13 protein-coding genes and 1 pseudogene are annotated in these 15,061 nt (G+C 64.6%); 7 read left to right on the top strand and 7 right to left on the bottom strand.

What is annotated here, in order from left to right; all coding sequences use genetic code 11:
• The first annotated feature begins 5 nt into the window (after positions 1 to 5).
• On the top strand, positions 6 to 1,037 hold the full coding sequence (locus tag J5M73_RS01020) for a histone deacetylase family protein (protein ID WP_102862355.1): 1,032 nt from the start codon (positions 6 to 8) through the stop codon (positions 1,035 to 1,037).
• 12 nt (positions 1,038 to 1,049) lie between these two features.
• Positions 1,050 to 2,150, top strand: coding sequence for a polyamine ABC transporter substrate-binding protein (locus tag J5M73_RS01015; protein ID WP_102862356.1), 1,101 nt, complete (start codon positions 1,050 to 1,052; stop codon positions 2,148 to 2,150).
• A 169-nt stretch (positions 2,151 to 2,319) separates the two neighbouring features.
• Here the strand turns inward: J5M73_RS01015 and J5M73_RS01010 are convergent, their stop codons facing one another.
• Together J5M73_RS01010 and J5M73_RS01005 are read right to left on the bottom strand one after the other, a co-directional pair.
• A complete protein-coding gene (locus J5M73_RS01010) occupies positions 2,320 to 3,531 on the bottom strand; it encodes a YeeE/YedE family protein (protein ID WP_102862357.1) in 1,212 nt (403 codons plus the stop codon).
• 40 nt (positions 3,532 to 3,571) lie between these two features.
• Positions 3,572 to 5,122, bottom strand: a complete 1,551-nt coding sequence (locus J5M73_RS01005) for a PLP-dependent aminotransferase family protein (RefSeq protein WP_102862358.1) — start codon at positions 5,120 to 5,122, stop codon at positions 3,572 to 3,574.
• Positions 5,123 to 5,224: 102 nt separating this feature from the next.
• Here J5M73_RS01005 and J5M73_RS01000 point away from each other — a divergent pair, with 102 nt between their 5' ends.
• Genes J5M73_RS01000 through J5M73_RS00990 form a run of 3 tightly spaced genes read left to right on the top strand, consistent with a single transcriptional unit; the run spans position 5,225 to position 7,016 of the window.
• Entirely contained in the window at positions 5,225 to 5,848 is a 624-nt protein-coding gene (locus J5M73_RS01000; RefSeq protein ID WP_102862359.1) for an FMN-binding negative transcriptional regulator, read from the top strand.
• Positions 5,849 to 5,878: 30 nt separating this feature from the next.
• The gene (locus J5M73_RS00995) at positions 5,879 to 6,325 is read left to right on the top strand and encodes a GNAT family N-acetyltransferase (RefSeq protein ID WP_102862360.1); all 447 of its coding nucleotides are present in this window, start codon (positions 5,879 to 5,881) and stop codon (positions 6,323 to 6,325) included.
• Between the two features lie 19 nt (positions 6,326 to 6,344).
• Positions 6,345 to 7,016, top strand: a complete 672-nt coding sequence (locus J5M73_RS00990) for a GNAT family protein (RefSeq protein WP_102862361.1) — start codon at positions 6,345 to 6,347, stop codon at positions 7,014 to 7,016.
• 183 nt (positions 7,017 to 7,199) lie between these two features.
• Here the strand turns inward: J5M73_RS00990 and J5M73_RS00985 are convergent, their stop codons facing one another.
• Positions 7,200 to 8,099, bottom strand: coding sequence for a homocysteine S-methyltransferase family protein (locus tag J5M73_RS00985; protein ID WP_102862362.1), 900 nt, complete (start codon positions 8,097 to 8,099; stop codon positions 7,200 to 7,202).
• A 110-nt stretch (positions 8,100 to 8,209) separates the two neighbouring features.
• Here J5M73_RS00985 and J5M73_RS00980 point away from each other — a divergent pair, with 110 nt between their 5' ends.
• Both J5M73_RS00980 and J5M73_RS00975 read left to right on the top strand, forming a co-directional pair.
• Positions 8,210 to 9,031 (top strand): ABC transporter substrate-binding protein, encoded by an 822-nt coding sequence (locus J5M73_RS00980; protein WP_102862363.1) that lies wholly within the window; start codon positions 8,210 to 8,212, stop codon positions 9,029 to 9,031.
• On the top strand, positions 9,028 to 9,864 hold the full coding sequence (locus J5M73_RS00975) for an amino acid ABC transporter permease (RefSeq protein WP_207814938.1): 837 nt from the start codon (positions 9,028 to 9,030) through the stop codon (positions 9,862 to 9,864). Before J5M73_RS00980 ends, J5M73_RS00975 begins: the two co-directional genes overlap by 4 nt.
• Before the next feature lie 90 nt (positions 9,865 to 9,954).
• On the opposite strand, the pseudogene J5M73_RS00970 reads toward J5M73_RS00975, so the two are convergent.
• The 4 genes and pseudogenes from J5M73_RS00970 to J5M73_RS00955 all read right to left on the bottom strand — a co-directional run.
• A pseudogene (locus tag J5M73_RS00970) lies at positions 9,955 to 10,218 on the bottom strand (helix-turn-helix transcriptional regulator); the annotation flags it as partial.
• Positions 10,215 to 11,489 carry a HipA domain-containing protein gene (locus tag J5M73_RS00965; protein WP_207815002.1) on the bottom strand — a complete coding sequence of 425 codons (1,275 nt, stop codon included), beginning with the start codon at positions 11,487 to 11,489 and terminating at the stop codon, positions 10,215 to 10,217. The pseudogene J5M73_RS00970 and the gene J5M73_RS00965, both read right to left, overlap by 4 nt.
• 270 nt (positions 11,490 to 11,759) lie before the next feature.
• On the bottom strand, positions 11,760 to 13,568 hold the full coding sequence (gene oadA, locus J5M73_RS00960) for a sodium-extruding oxaloacetate decarboxylase subunit alpha (protein WP_102862366.1): 1,809 nt from the start codon (positions 13,566 to 13,568) through the stop codon (positions 11,760 to 11,762).
• An 11-nt stretch (positions 13,569 to 13,579) separates the two neighbouring features.
• Positions 13,580 to 14,995: an acetyl-CoA carboxylase biotin carboxylase subunit gene (locus J5M73_RS00955; protein ID WP_025131542.1), complete on the bottom strand. Its 1,416-nt coding sequence runs from the start codon at positions 14,993 to 14,995 to the stop codon at positions 13,580 to 13,582.
• Positions 14,996 to 15,061 lie beyond the last annotated feature (66 nt).

The raw sequence follows: 15,061 nt of genomic DNA, 5'->3' as shown, positions 1-15,061 counted from the left end.
AGAAAATGCTGACGATCTACTCGGACGATCACCACCTGCACCACGGCCGTTGTGAACTTATCGACGGGCAATTGATGCCCTGCTTTGAAATGCCTTCCCGGGCCGACCATGTGCTGGACCGGGTGAAGTACCGCAACCTTGGCCCGGTAGAGGCGCCCAAGGACTTCGGCCTGGGACCCATCGAACGTGTCCACAGCCGGGCCTACCTGGACTTCTTCAAAGGCGCCTGGGAGCGCTGGGCGGCACAGGGCATCGACGGCGACCTGCTGCCCTACACCTGGCCGGCGCGCACCCTGCGCAGCGTGATTCCCACCAGCCTCCATGGCCAGCTCGGCTACTACAGCTTCGACGGCGGCGCGCCGATCACCGCCGGCACCTGGCAGGCGGCCTACAGCGCGGCGCAAGTGGCCCTCACCGCCCAGGCGGTGATCCAGCGCGGTGCCCGCAGTGCCTTTGCCCTGTGCCGGCCACCAGGACACCACGCCGCCAGCGATCTGATGGGCGGCTACTGCTACCTGAACAACGCGGCCATCGCCGCCCAGGCCTTCCTCGACCAGGGCCGCAAGAAAGTCGCGATCCTCGACGTCGACTACCACCACGGCAACGGCACCCAGTCGATCTTCTACGCACGCAGCGACGTGCTCTTCACCTCGATCCACGGCCACCCGGAAGCCGAGTTCCCGTTCTTCCTGGGCTATGCCGACGAAAGCGGCGAAGGCGCCGGGGAAGGCTTCAACTTCAACTACCCGCTGGCCGCCGGCAGCGGCTGGGATGTGTGGAGCGCAGCCCTGGAGCAGGCCTGCAACCAGATCCACAGCTATGACGCCGACATCATCGTGGTGTCCCTGGGCGTGGACACTTTCAAGGACGACCCGATCTCGCAATTCAAACTCGACAGCCCGGATTACCTGGCCATGGGCAAGCGCATCGCCGCCCTCGGCAAGCCGACGCTGTTCGTCATGGAAGGCGGTTACGCGGTAGAGGAAATCGGCATCAACGCCGTGAACGTTCTCGAAGGTTTTCAAAGCGCCCAGTGAGGGACTCGCATCATGCAAAGACTCAAACGCTTAATGGTTCCCGCCCTGTGCGCCAGCCTGCTGGGCACCGCCGCCCACGCCGAGGAGCGCACGCTGCGGGTGTACAACTGGTTCGACTACATCACCCCCAAGGCCCTGGAAGATTTCAAGGCGCAGAACAGTCAGGTGAAGCTGGTCTACGACATCTTCGACACCAACGAAGCCCTGGAAGCCAAGCTGCTGACCGGCAACTCCGGGTATGACGTGGTGGTGCCGTCCAACGTGTTCCTGGCCAAGCAGATCGAGGCCGGGGTGTTCCAGCCCCTGGACCGCAGCAAGCTGCCCAACTGGAACCACCTGGACCCCAAGCTGATGAAGCTGATCGAGGCCAACGACCCGGGCAACCAGTTCGCCGTGCCCTACATGTACGGCACCATCCTGATCGGCTTCAACCCGGACAAGGTCAAGGCCGCCCTGGGCGACAAGGCGCCAGTGGACAGCTGGGACCTGATCTTCAAGGAAGAGAACATCAGCAAGCTCAAGCAGTGCGGCGTGGCCCTGCTGGATTCGCCTTCGGAGATCCTGCCCCTGGCCCTGCAGCACCTGGGCCTGGACCCCAACAGCAAGAAGCCGGCGGACTACGAGAAAGCTGAAGCGCTGCTGATGAAGATCCGGCCGTACATCACCTACTTCCATTCGTCCAAGTACATGGCCGATATCGCCAACGGCGACATCTGCGTGGCCGTGGGCTATTCGGGGAGCTTCTCCCAGGCCGCCAACCGCGCCAAGGAAGCCAAGAACGGCGTGACCGTGGACATGCGCCTGCCCAAGGAAGGCGCGCCGATCTGGTTCGACATGCTGGCGGTCCCTAAAGGCGCCAAGAACCCGGAAGATGCCTACACCTTCATCAACTACCTGCTGCAACCCCAGGTGATCGCCCCGGTCAGCGACTTTGTCGGTTACCCCAACCCGAACAAGGACGCCACCGGACTGGTGGACCCTTCGATCCGCAACAACCCCAACCTGTATCCGACGGAAGCGGCGATGAGCACCCTGTACACCCTGCAACCGCTGCCCCGTGATGCAGAGCGGGCGCGGACCCGGGCCTGGACCAAGATCAAGTCCGGTACCTGACCCTCATCCAGGACGGGAACCGCGCGCCCTGTGGCGAGCGAGCTTGCTCGCGCTGAATTGCGCAGCAAGCCCAAGAGCGGTTTCCCGGTTCTGCCTGATACACCGCAACCGTCGGCGTTACGAGCGCTGCGCGGCGAGCGGGAGCAAGCTCCCTCGCCACGAAAAGTGGTTAGCAGCCGCTGAGGCCTTGGGGGCTGCGCTCTTCGGCGAAGAACCAGGGCCGCAGACGCACGCCGACGCCGTTGCCGATAAAGGCCGCCACCAGCCACAGCCAGCCATGCAGGCTGCCGGAGGCGATGCCGCTGAAGTAGGCGCCGATGTTGCAGCCATAGGCCAGGCGCGAACCGTAGCCCAGCAGCAGCCCGCCAATCACCGCCGCCACCAGGGAACGGGTGGGGATTCTCAGGTTGGGGGCAAAACGTCCCGCCAGTCCCGCTGCCAGCAAGGCCCCCAGGACGATGCCGATGTCCATGACGCTGGTGATGTCCTGCCACACCGGGGCCGCCAGGGCCTTGGCGTTTGCCGCGCCCTGCCAGAACACCCAACTGCCCACGTCCACGCCCAAGCCACTGGCGACTTTCGCGCCCCACAGGGCAAAGGCCGAGGTGATGCCCCACGGGCGCCCGGCCAGGGCCAGGGTGGCGAAGTTGAGCAACGCCAGGGCCACCGCGCCCCAGACCAGCGGCCAGGGGCCGCGCAGCAGGCGGCGCCAGCCCTGGTGCTGGCTGGCGACCGGGGCTTCGAGGCTGCCGTAGCGGCGTTTTTCCAGGCTCTGGGTGAGCAAGGCGATCAGCGCGAACAGGCACAGGCTCAAGCCCAGGGCCGGGCCGACGCCGAAGCTCTGGACGATGGAGATCGGTGGCAGCGACGGCAAGGCAAACCACCAGTCCACATGATGGGTGGCAATCAGCGAGCCGCAGATGAAGAACGCCAGGGTCACCAGCATTCGCGCATTGCCGCCGCCGACGGTGAACAGGGTGCCCGAGGCGCAACCGCCCCCCAGTTGCATGCCGATGCCGAAAATGAAGGCACCGAAGATCACCGACACCCCGGCCGGCGCCACCAGCCCCACCACCGGCTGGCCGAACAGGCTGCCCGCCCCCAACGCCGGGAAGAACAGCAACACCGCCATGGCCAGCATGACCATCTGCGCGCGCAGGCCAGCACCGCGCCGATCGCGGATAAACACCCGCCAGGCCGAGGTGAAACCGAAGGCGGCGTGGTACAGGGTGAGCCCCAGGGCGGCACCCAGCAGTAACAGCAGCACCTGTCGCGCCCCCACCTGGGTCTGCAGGAACAGGGCACCGCCCACCAGGAGCAACAAGGCGAACAGCGGAGCGCCGAACTTGCGTTCAGGCGCCAGGGAGAGGGTCTGGCTCATGAGGGCTCTCGGGCAGGAAAAGGCCCGCGAGTATACCCCGTCAGACCCGCCAGGCCTGACGCAGGCGGCCCAGGGCGGCCTGGATATCGGCCTCAGGCACCGCGGCGAAGCCCAGCACCAGCCCAGCCCGTTGGTCCTCGGGCAACCGGGTTTCCGGCAACCAGTAAGTGCTCAAGCCGTTCACCTCGACATCGACACTGGCCGCCTGCTCCAGCAGTTGCTGCTCCCGGGCCAGGCTGTCCACGCGCACTGTCAGGTGCAACCCGGCGGCCACCGTGGGCAGCGGTCCGACGCCTGGGATCGCCTCGGGCCAGCCGGCGAGCAAGGTGTTGCGCCGGCTCAGGGCGGCCCGGCGCATGCGCCGGATATGCCGCTGGAAATGCCCGGCGGCCATGAACTCGGCCATCACCGCCTGGGTGCTGACCTCGGAGTGGCGCACGTCCACCGCCCGACGCTGGGCGAAGGCCTGCACCAGATTCGGCGGCAGCACCAGGTAACCCAGGCGCAAGGCCGGGAACGCCACCTTGCCGAAGGTGCCGACGTAGATCACCCGGCCCTGCCGGTCCAGCGCCGCCAGGGGGGCCAGGGGCGCGCCGCTGTAGCGGTACTCGCCGTCGTAGTCGTCCTCGACGATCCAGCCGCCGCTGCGCTCGGCCCAGGCCAGCAGCTCCAGGCGCCGGGCCAGGCTCATGATCACCCCGGTGGGGTACTGGTGGGACGGGGTGACATAGGCCAGGCGGCAGGTGGGCAACTGCTCCAGCTGACGGCAGTCGATGCCCTCCTGGTCCACCGCCACGCCCTGCAACTGCGCCCCGGCCACGGCGAAGGCGTGACCGGCCGCCCGATAGCCGGGGTTTTCCACAGCCACGCTGTCGCCGGGCTCCACCAGCAGCTGTGCACAAAGGCTGATGCCCTGTTGCGCGCCACTGGTGATCACAATTTGTTCAGCGCTGCATTGCAGCCCACGGGCACTGCGCAGGTAAGCGGCGATCAGGCTGCGCAGTCGCGAATCGCCAGCGGAATCGCCGTAGCACAGCTGGTGCAGGTCCGGCCTGCGCCAGAAAGCCGCATTCAGCTTGGCCCAGACCTCGAACGGGAACAGATCGAAAGCCGGCACGCCGACCCGGAAAGCCCGCGGCGGGCCACTGGGTGGCGTGCTCAGATGATGCTTTTGCAGGCGCTGCACACCACTGCTGTGGATAACTTTACTGGATGCATCACCAGTTATTTCTGTCGATTTTGTGGATAAACCTGTGGGTAAGCCTGTTGACAACCCTGTGGATACTTTTGTGGATAGTTTTTTGATGGGTAAGCGGGTTTCTGGCAATTGGGCCACGTAGGTGCCATCGCCGACCCGGCCTTCGATAAAACCCTCGGCATACAGCTGGTCATAGGCGCGCACCACGCTGTTGCGGGAAATCCCCAATGCCGCCGCCAGATCACGGCTGGCCGGCAAGCGCGTGCCGCTGGCGAGGCGCCCGTCCAGCACCCGCAGGCGCAGAGCCTGGTACAGCTGGCGGCTGAGGCCCTGGCGGCGATCCAGCTCGATCCCGGCAGGGTTGAAAGACAGCGGAGGCAAAGCACTGTTCATCGAGGCGCCCCAGGGATTGGACCCATAAAATAGACCAAAGATGGCTCTTACAACGAACCATTAGCCTGCCTAGGATGCAGCCACTCGCCAAGGATTTTTTCCATGTACCTACCGCGCGCTTTCGTCGATGAAGACCTCCCCCGCCTGCAGGACGTGATCCAACACAGCCGCCTGGCGACCCTGGTGACCTGGGGCGCCCTGGGCCTGCAGGCTAGCCACGTACCACTGCTGCTGGACCCCGAACAGGGGGCCAATGGCACCCTCTACGGACACTTGGCCAAGGCCAACCCACAGTGCGCCGAGCTCGCCAGTGGCGCCGAAGCGTTGCTGATCTTCATGGGCGAGGATGCCTATATCAGCCCTTCGTTCTATCCGAGCAAGGCCGAACACGGCAAAGTGGTGCCCACCTGGAACTACGTGGCGGTGCACGCCTATGGCCAGCCGGAGGTCTTCACCGACCCGCAGCGGTTGCTGCAGGTGGTCGAGGGCCTGACCGAACGTCACGAGGCCGGTCGCCCGCAGCCGTGGAAAGTGGCCGATGCCCCGGCCGACTACATCGACGGCATGCTCAAAGCGATTGTCGGTTTCGCCCTGCCGATCCAGCGCCTGGAGGGCAAGCGCAAGCTCAGCCAGAACCGCAATGCCGAAGATATCGCCGGGGTCCGCGACGGTCTGGCGGCCAGCGCCGACCCGCGTGACCAACACCTGTCGCAACTGATGGGCTGAGTGCCCGCCCAGAACAATAAAGGAGCTTTCATGAGCCAGATCCAGATCCGCCCGGTTACCACCGCCGACCACGCCGCCTGGCTGCCGTTGTGGCAGGCCTACCTGCGCTTCTACGAAACCGAACTGGCGGACGCCGTGACCCAGAGCACCTGGCAGCGCTTCCTCGATGCCCGCGAACCGACCCACGCGGCCCTGGCCTGGGACGGCGAGCGCGCCGTGGGCCTGGTGCATTTCATCTACCACCGCTCCAACTGGAGCATCGAGAACGCCTGCTACCTGCAAGACCTGCTGGTGACCCCGGACCAGCGCGGCACCGGCGTCGGCCGCCAGCTGATCGAGTTCGTCTACGCCCAGGCGAAACAGGACGGCTGCGCCAAGGTGCATTGGCTGACCCACGAAACCAATGCCACGGCCATCCAGCTCTACGAGCGCATCGCCGAGCGCCCGGGCTTTATCCAGTTCCGCAAACCCCTCTGAACCCGCAAGGAGCCACTGCATGTCGATTTCTCTCGCCGACTGGAAAGGCGTTCCCGCCCCTTCGGCCACCCTGCTTGAAGGGCGCTTCATCCGTTTGCAAAGGCTCGACCCGGCGCGCCATGGCGACGAGCTGTTCCAGGTGCTGCAAGGCCCGGACGCAGACCCCGTACTGTGGAACTACCTGCCTTATGGCCCCTTCCCCGAGCGTGCGGCGTTCGATGCCTGGCTCGCTAACCACGCCCTTGCCAGTGACCCGTATTTCTTCACCGTGATCGACCGCGCCAGTGGCCAGGCCCAGGGCCTGATCAGCCTGATGTCCATCGTCCCGGCCCAGGGCCGCATCGAGATCGGCCACGTCACCTTCGGCGCACCGATGCAGCGCTCGCCCAAGAGCACCGAGGCGGTGTACCTGCTGGCCAAGGAAGCTTTCGCCCTGGGCTACCGACGCCTGGAGTGGAAGTGCAACAACGACAACGCCCGCTCGCGCTATGCCGCCGAGCGTTTGGGTTTCAGCTTCGAGGGGGTGTTTCGCCAGCACATGGTGGCCAAGGGGCAGAACCGCGATACCGCGTGGTTCTCGATCCTGGACGGGGAATGGCCGGCGATCGCCAAGGGCTTCGAACAATGGCTCAGCGATGAGAACCAGAGCGGCGCGGGGCAGCTCAAGTCGCTGGCGGAGTGTCGCGGGTAACCGTGGTTTTCGCCGGCAAGCCGGCGCCTACAAGGGGGCGGTGAGCCCGGCCTGGTAGAAGACCTGTAGCCGCTGCCGCAGGCTGCGAACGGGCTGGGCGGCATCCGACGCAGCGGGCGCCGCCGTTGAAGGCCTCGGAAGGTCCTGCGGACCTTGGCGCAGCCTGCGGCAGCGGCTACGGGGTCAGCCCAGTTTCTGCGCCAGCACCGCAATATGCTCCGGCCCAATGCCGCAGCAACCGCCGACATGGCTGGCACCGCGCTGGTGCCAGTCCGCCACCCATTGCAGATAACCCGGCGGGTCCAGGTCTTCGCGCAGGGGGCACAGGCCGTCGTTGGCGGTGGCATCCTCGGGCTGCGGCGGGAAGGCGTTGGCGTACACGCCGATATGGATCTGCACCCCCAGGCGCTCGAAGGTCTCGCGAGCGGCATCCACTGCCGCACCAATCACCTCCGGCTGGCTGCAGTTGAACAGCAGGGTCTGCACGCCCAACTGCGCCGCCACCGCCGCCGCTTCAGTCACCGGCTCGCCGGAACGCAGGCGCGGCACTTCATCGACCTCTTCGTCCTTGAGGGTGAAGGACAGCCAGAACGGCTTGCCATCCTTGGGCAGTCCGGCGTGGATGGCCCGCGCCTCGGCGATCGAGCTTTGGGTTTCTGCGAGCCACAGGTCCACGAAAGGCGCCAGCCCCTTAACCAGCGGGCTCAGCACTTCCTCGACCCGGGACGCATCGAACAGGTCCGGGCGATAGGAGCCAAATAGCGGCGGCAACGAACCCGCCACTCGCACCGGCTTGCCTGAGGCCTCTACTGCGCGGCGCGCCAGCTCACCGGCCAGGGCCGCTAGGGCCTGGCCTTCGGCGGCAAAGCGCTCTTCACCGATGTGGAACGGCACCACGGCGTAGCTGTTGCTGGTGATCACGTTGGAACCGCTGGCGATATAGGCCGCATGCACCGCCTCCACCGCCTGGGGGTCCTCGCTCAACGCCAGGGCTGACCACTCGGGCTGCCGGAACGGCGCACCACGGCGCTGCAACTCACGACCCATACCGCCATCCAGAATTACCGTGCTACCTGCGCCCATATGCTTTTTACTCATATGCTTATGAAAATAACTCACTACCGGAGTCGTTCTTATAACTATTAAATACGCACCATTCGGTTAATAACAACTCTTTTTCAGTCAGGATTCCGATGAATTTCAAACCGCTGCTGGCCCTCGGCCTGACCCTGCTTACCGCCTCTTCCCAAGCCTTCGCCGGCGCCACCCTGGAGCGTATCGAGCAGAAAAAGGAGCTGGTCGGGGTGCTGATGGAAAGCTACCCGCCCTTCTCGTTCCTCAATGACCAGAACCAGCTGGACGGCTTCGATGTCGACGTGGCCAAGGCCGTGGCCGACAAGCTCGGCGTCAAGCTGCGCCTGGAAACCCCGTCCTGGGATGTGATCGCCGCGGGACGCTGGAGCGGACGCTACGACATCTGCATCTGCTCCATGACCCCGAGCAAGGCTCGCGCCGAAGTCTTCGACTTCCCGGTGCAGTACTACGCCTCGCCGGCGGTGATTGTGGTCAACGCCAAGGATGATCGTATCCATAGCGCCAAGGACCTGAGCGACAAGAAGGTCGGCCTGACCGCCGCCTCCAGCTACGAGAGCTACCTGAACAAGAGCCTGGTGATCGAAGGCGCTGAAGACACCCACCTGCAATATCCCTTCGAGAACGTACAGATCGCCCCCTACGACACCGACAACGTGGCCTTCCAGGACCTCGGCCTGGGACCGGGCGTGCGCCTGGATGCGATCCTCACCAACCTGGTCACCGCCCAGCCACGGCTGACCCAGGATGCGCGCTTCAAGCTGGCCGGCGAGGCGCTGTACGCCGAGCCCAACTCGGTGGCCATCGAGAAAGGCGATGCCCAGTGGAACGCCAAGGTGCGTGAGGTCTTCGCCCAGCTGAAGCAAGACGGCACCCTGAGCAAGCTGTCGCAGAAATGGATCGGCGCCGATATCAGCCAATGACTGCCTACACGCCACCGCCTCAGCCACCGCAACCGGTGGCTGAACCGCTGCTCAAGCGTCTGCTGGGCTTTCGCACTCGTCTGTACCTGACCTGGGTGGCGTTGCTGGTGCTGTTCGCCAGCTTCTTCCTGAGCTTCGACCTGAAGTTCTCGATCATCCTCGACAAGCTGCCGAACCTGCTGGGCCTGCACCTGTCCCCCAGCGGCTTTCTCCAGGGCGCGGCGCTGACCCTGTTCCTCTGCGCCTGCTCCATCGTCGCCTCGTCGCTGCTGGGCTTTGTCACCGCCCTGGCGCGCCTGTCTTCCAGCGCCGTGGCCTTCGGCATCGCCAGCTTCTATGCCTCGTTCTTTCGCGGTACGCCGCTGCTGATCCAGATCCTGCTGATCTACCTCGGCCTGCCGCAACTGGGGGTGGTGCCGGGCGCCATTACCGCCGGGATCATCGCCCTGTCGCTGAACTACGGCGCCTACCTCAGCGAGATTTTCCGTGCCGGCATCCTTGGCGTGCCCCACGGCCAACGCCAGGCGGCCCTGGCCCTGGGCATGAGTGACAGCGTGATCTTCTGGCAGGTGACCCTGCCCCAGGCCATGCGCACCATCATTCCGCCGGCCACCAACCAGTTCATCTCGATGCTCAAGGACTCGTCGCTGATCTCGGTGATGGGGGTCTGGGAAGTGATGTTCCTGGCCCAGTCCTATGGCCGCTCCAGCTACCGCTACATCGAGATGCTCAGCACCGCGGCGCTGATCTACTGGCTGCTGTCCATCGGCCTGGAACTGATCCAGGCACGGATGGAAAAGCATTACGGCAAGGGCTACGCCAAACGCGGCTAAGGCTCAGGCAAGCGTCGAAGGCCCGGGAATAACCGGGCTTCTTGCCGAGTGCTCAAGTTCATCGAGCAGCGAACGGGCGCGGCTGGTCTTCTGCACCTTCACCACCCCCATCTGCAGGCCGAATGGCTTGAACACCGCCGTCAATGACTTGAGGGTCGGGTTGCCGTCACCGTGTTCGATGTGGATCAGGGTGCGCAGGGAAATCCGGCACATCCTGGCGAACTGGCTCTGATGCAGCCCAGTGACTTCAGTGCGCAGGCGCTTGACCGCGTCGCCAAGCGACAAGCGACCGCCCGCCAGCTCCTGCTGGATGTGGTCGATCAAGGCCCCGCGCTCTTCCAGCGTCATGTTCATCGCAATCCCCACTCCTGCAGGCGTCGGTCCAGGTGGCGCAGGTGAATGCGCGGATGATTGAAGGTGGCTTCGGGCAGGCCGCCGGCACTCAGCAGGTCCGGCAGGGCCCGCAGTTGTTCGGCGTCTGCGCGCAGGCGCGTGAGGGCGGCCTCGGGGTCGAGCAGCGGCTTGAGGCTGGCGCACACCAGGCGCCAGTCGACCTCACCGGCTACTTCCATGCGTCCGGGCCATTTGGTGGTGCGGGCAATCCCCTGGTCATCCATGACCTTGGGCGCCAGGTCATGGATCGGGGCCAGGCGCACCTCTGTATCCGTGCGAACCACCGCAAGCGTGCGGCCATGATTGTCCGTGTTGCCGAGAATCCTGTTGAGCAGGTCGCGCCGCAGGTAGTCCGCCACCAGTTCAGGGATCGACGCCTCCTGGCCGGTGGCGCGCCACAGTTCGGCGAGAATCCCCAGGACCTCGGTATGGCGCATGCCCTGGCCATGGCCCACCAGAGCGGCCAGGGAATAGATCGACTCCACCGCCAGACGCTCGACTCCGGCGGGCGTTAGCCGACGGTCAAAACGCTGCATCCACAGGCTTGGCCGCCGCCCCTCTTCCAGCGCCAGCCCAGGCGCCGGGAAGGTCTCGATACCCAGCTGCTGCAGCGCCCGGTAGTAATGGAACTCGCTTCTGAGAATGTCGCAGGCAGTCGGCGAAGCCGGGTTACGGGGAAACTTCACCCACCAGTGACGCGCTGCACAAGCGTCATCGAGCAACGCATCGGGGTACAACAAGCCCTCGCGGTTTTCCGTCAGCAACAGCTTGGGCGCTTCGTCGCCGATGCTCGCCGTGCCACCAAAAGCCGCCGCCTGCTCATGGGCGTATTCCAGAAAACGGTTATCCAGGGTCACCACCTGCTCCCGGGTGAAGTCCAGGGCCGGACGCCTGTGCAGCCCTGCCAGGGACTCCTTGATCCGCAGATGGCCAATGGGCGCCGCGGTGCTTCGGGCCAGGAGGAACAACTCGCTGCCCATGCCATCGGGCCGCTCATGGCCGATCTGCCGCAGCAAAAAGCGGCGCGCCGCCGGCGTGGCGACCAGGTCATAAAGAAAGGCCGGCGCCCGGTCTTCTCGCCAGGGCTCCCAGCCCAAGGGTATCTGCGCACTGACCGAGCGGCTCAGCGGGCTGGCAACCGCGTCCAGGTTGTCCACCAGATACTGCGGGACATAACCAAAGCTGCAAGGGCTGGCAAAGCCCGCTTCGGGGTTGTCGAAACTCAGGGTCATGGCATCGGTCCACGCCCCTGCGCCGTAGAGCTGCAACGTCAGCCGGAGCATTGGGGTACCTGTCATTTGCTGCACGTGTATAGAGACTCCGCCTCAATCATCCGTGCATTATATTGCAGTTATTCCAAGCCTCCGAGCCAATAAGTGCATCTAAATACATTTCAATGAACTATTGGCTGGATAAAATGCATTAAATGACACTTCAAAAAAGCCAAAAAAAGGGGAGCCGTAGCTCCCCCGAGGTAAACCGTTGCAGATGAGGGCCTGAACTCAGCCCTCGATTTCGATGAGGATTTCGCCCGGGTTGACCCGGTCGCCCTTGGCCACGTGGATCGCCACGACCTTGCCGGCGACGGCCGCCTGGACTTCGGTTTCCATCTTCATGGCCTCGGTGATCAGCACCGCCTGACCTTCCTTGACCACGTCGCCTTCCTTGACCAGCACATCGACGATGTTGCCCGGCATGGTGGTGCTGACATGGCCCGGGGCGCTGGCCTGTTTGCGCTTGCTGGTGCCGCCGCCGACGAACTCGTTGAGTGGCTCGAACACCACTTCTTCCGGCATGCCGTCGATGGACAGGTAGAAGTGGCGCTTGCCTTCGGCCTTGACCCCGACGCCAGTGATGTCGACGCGGTAGGTTTCGCCGTGGACATCGATGACGAACTCGGTAGGCACGCCTTCACCGCCCGGCTTGCTGACGCCACCGGCTTCGGGGATCGGCAGCAACGCTTCCGGAACCAGGGTGCCGGCCTCACGCTCTTCGAGGAATTTGCGCCCGATGTCCGGGAACATGGCGTAGGTCAGCACGTCTTCCTCGGAATGCGCCAGGGCACCGATTTCGCCGCGCAGCTTGGTCATTTCCGGTTTCAGCAGGTCGGCCGGACGCACATCGATCACGTCCTCGCTGCCGATGGCCTGGCGCCGCAGGTTTTCGTCCACCTGACCCGGGGCCTTGCCGTAGCCGCCCTGCAGGTAGAGCTTCACTTCGTTGGTGATGGTCTTGTAGCGCTCGCCGGCCAGGACGTTGAAGAACGCCTGGGTGCCGACGATCTGCGAGGTCGGGGTCACCAGCGGCGGGTAGCCCAGGTCGTGACGCACCCGCGGGATCTCGGCCAGCACTTCGCCCATGCGGTTCAGCGCGCCCTGCTCTTTCAACTGGTTGGCCAGGTTGGAAATCATCCCGCCCGGCACCTGGTTGACTTGCACCCGGGTATCGACCGCGGTGAATTCGCTTTCGAACTGGTGGTACTTCTTGCGCACGGCGTAGAAGTACAGGCCGATCTCTTGCAGCAGCTCCAGGTCCAGGCCGGTGTCGAACTCGCTGCCTTTAAGGGCCGCGACCATGGACTCGGTGCCCGGGTGGCTGGTGCCCCAGGCGAAGCTGGAGATGGCGGTGTCGATATGGTCGGCGCCGTTCTCGATGGCCTTGAGCTGGCACATGGCAGCCAGGCCGGCGGTGTCGTGGGAGTGGATGAACACCGGCAGCGACAGCTCGGCCTTCAGCGCCTTGACCAGCTCGCCGGTGGCATAAGGGGTCAGCAGGCCAGCCATGTCCTTGATGGCGATGGAGTCGCAGCCCATGGCTTCCATCTGCTTGGCCTGGGCCACGAAGGCCTCGATGGTGTGCACCGGGCTGGTGGTGTAGGCGATGGTGCCCTGGGCGTGCTTACCGGCGGCCTTCACCGCCTCGATGGCGACCCGCAGGTTACGCACGTCGTTCATGGCGTCGAAGATGCGGAACACGTCGATGCCATTGACCGCGGCCTTGGCCACGAAGGCTTTGACCACGTCGTCGCTGTAGTGGCGGTAGCCCAGCAGGTTCTGGCCACGCAGGAGCATCTGCAGACGGGTGTTGGGCAGCGCCGCGCGCAATTGGCGCAGGCGCTCCCAGGGGTCTTCCTTGAGGAAGCGCACGCAGGCGTCGAAGGTCGCGCCGCCCCAGACTTCCAGGGACCAGTAGCCGACTTTGTCGAGCTTGTCGCAGATCGGCAGCATGTCTTCGGTGCGCATGCGAGTCGCCAGCAGCGATTGGTGGGCGTCGCGCAGGATGGTGTCGGTTACATGAATCTTCTTGGACATTGTTTTATTCCTCACAGGCCTGCGTGGGCGGCGATGGCGGCGGCGATGGCCAGGGCCAGCTCTTCGGGTTTGCGCTTGATCGAGTAGTTGGTCAGTTCCGGATGGCTTTCAACGAAGCTGGTATTGAACTGACCGCTACGGAATTCCGGGTTACGCAGGATTTCCTGGTAGTAGGCGGCGGTGGTCTTGACCCCTTGCAGACGCATGTCGTCGAGGGCGCGCAGGCCACGGTCCATCGCCTCTTCCCAGGTCAGCGCCCAGACCACCAGCTTCAGGCACATGGAGTCGTAGAACGGCGGAATGGTGTAGCCGGTGTAGATCGCCGTGTCGGTGCGCACGCCGGGTCCGCCGGGGGCGTAGTAACGGGTGATCTTGCCGAAGCTGGGCAGGAAGTTGTTCTTCGGGTCCTCGGCGTTGATCCGGAACTGCAGGGCAAAACCACGGTGGTGGATGTCTTCCTGCTTCACCGACAGTGGCAGGCCCGAGGCGATGCGGATCTGCTCGCGAACGATGTCGATGCCGGTGATCTCCTCGGTGATGGTGTGCTCCACCTGCACCCGGGTGTTCATCTCCATGAAGTACACCTCGCCCTCGGCGAGCAGGAACTCCACGGTGCCGGCGTTCTCGTAGCCCACGGCCTTGGCCGCGCGCACCGACAGGTCGCCGATGTAGGCGCGCTGTTCCGGGGTCAACTGCGGGCTCGGGGCGATCTCGATGAGCTTCTGGTTACGGCGCTGGATCGAGCAGTCGCGCTCGAACAGGTGCACCACGTTGCCAAAGCTGTCGCCGAGGATCTGCGCTTCGATGTGCTTGGGATTGACGATGCATTTTTCCAGGAACACTTCCGCCGAACCGAAGGCCTTGGTGGCTTCGGAAATCACTCGGGGGAACGCCTGCTCCAGCTCTTCACGGCTGTTGCAGCGACGAATGCCGCGGCCGCCACCACCGGAGGTGGCCTTGAGCATCACCGGGTAGCCGATGCGGTCGCCCTCAGTCAGGGCTTCATGGATATCCGCGACGTTGCCTTCGGTACCCGGGGTCACCGGCACGCCGGCCTTGATCATGCTGCGGCGGGCTTCAGTCTTGTCGCCCATGCGGCGGATGACTTCCGCCGACGGGCCGATGAATTTGATGCCACGTTCGGCGCAGATGTCCGCCAGTTCGGCGTTTTCCGAAAGAAAACCATAGCCGGGATGCAAGGCATCACAGCCGGTTTCCACCGCCAGGTTCACCAGCTTGCGGGGGTTCAGGTAGCCGGCCAGCGGCTCGGCGCCAATGCTGTGGGCCTCATCCGCACGCTTTACATGCAGGGCATGGCGATCAGCGTCGGAGAAGATCGCTACCGAACGGATGCCCATCTCGGCGCAGGCACGCACGATTCGTACGGCGATCTCACCACGGTTGGCGATCAGGATCTTTTTTATCACTTGGAGGTTCCCTTGAGCCGTTGGAACAAACGACCCGCTAGACCGAGTCGGCGCGTGACCAAATGT

The organism is Pseudomonas sp. 50_B (genome assembly GCF_017491625.1).
GTDB lineage: Bacteria > Pseudomonadota > Gammaproteobacteria > Pseudomonadales > Pseudomonadaceae > Aquipseudomonas > Aquipseudomonas danubii.
This window is presented reverse-complemented; position numbering and strand designations above follow the sequence as displayed.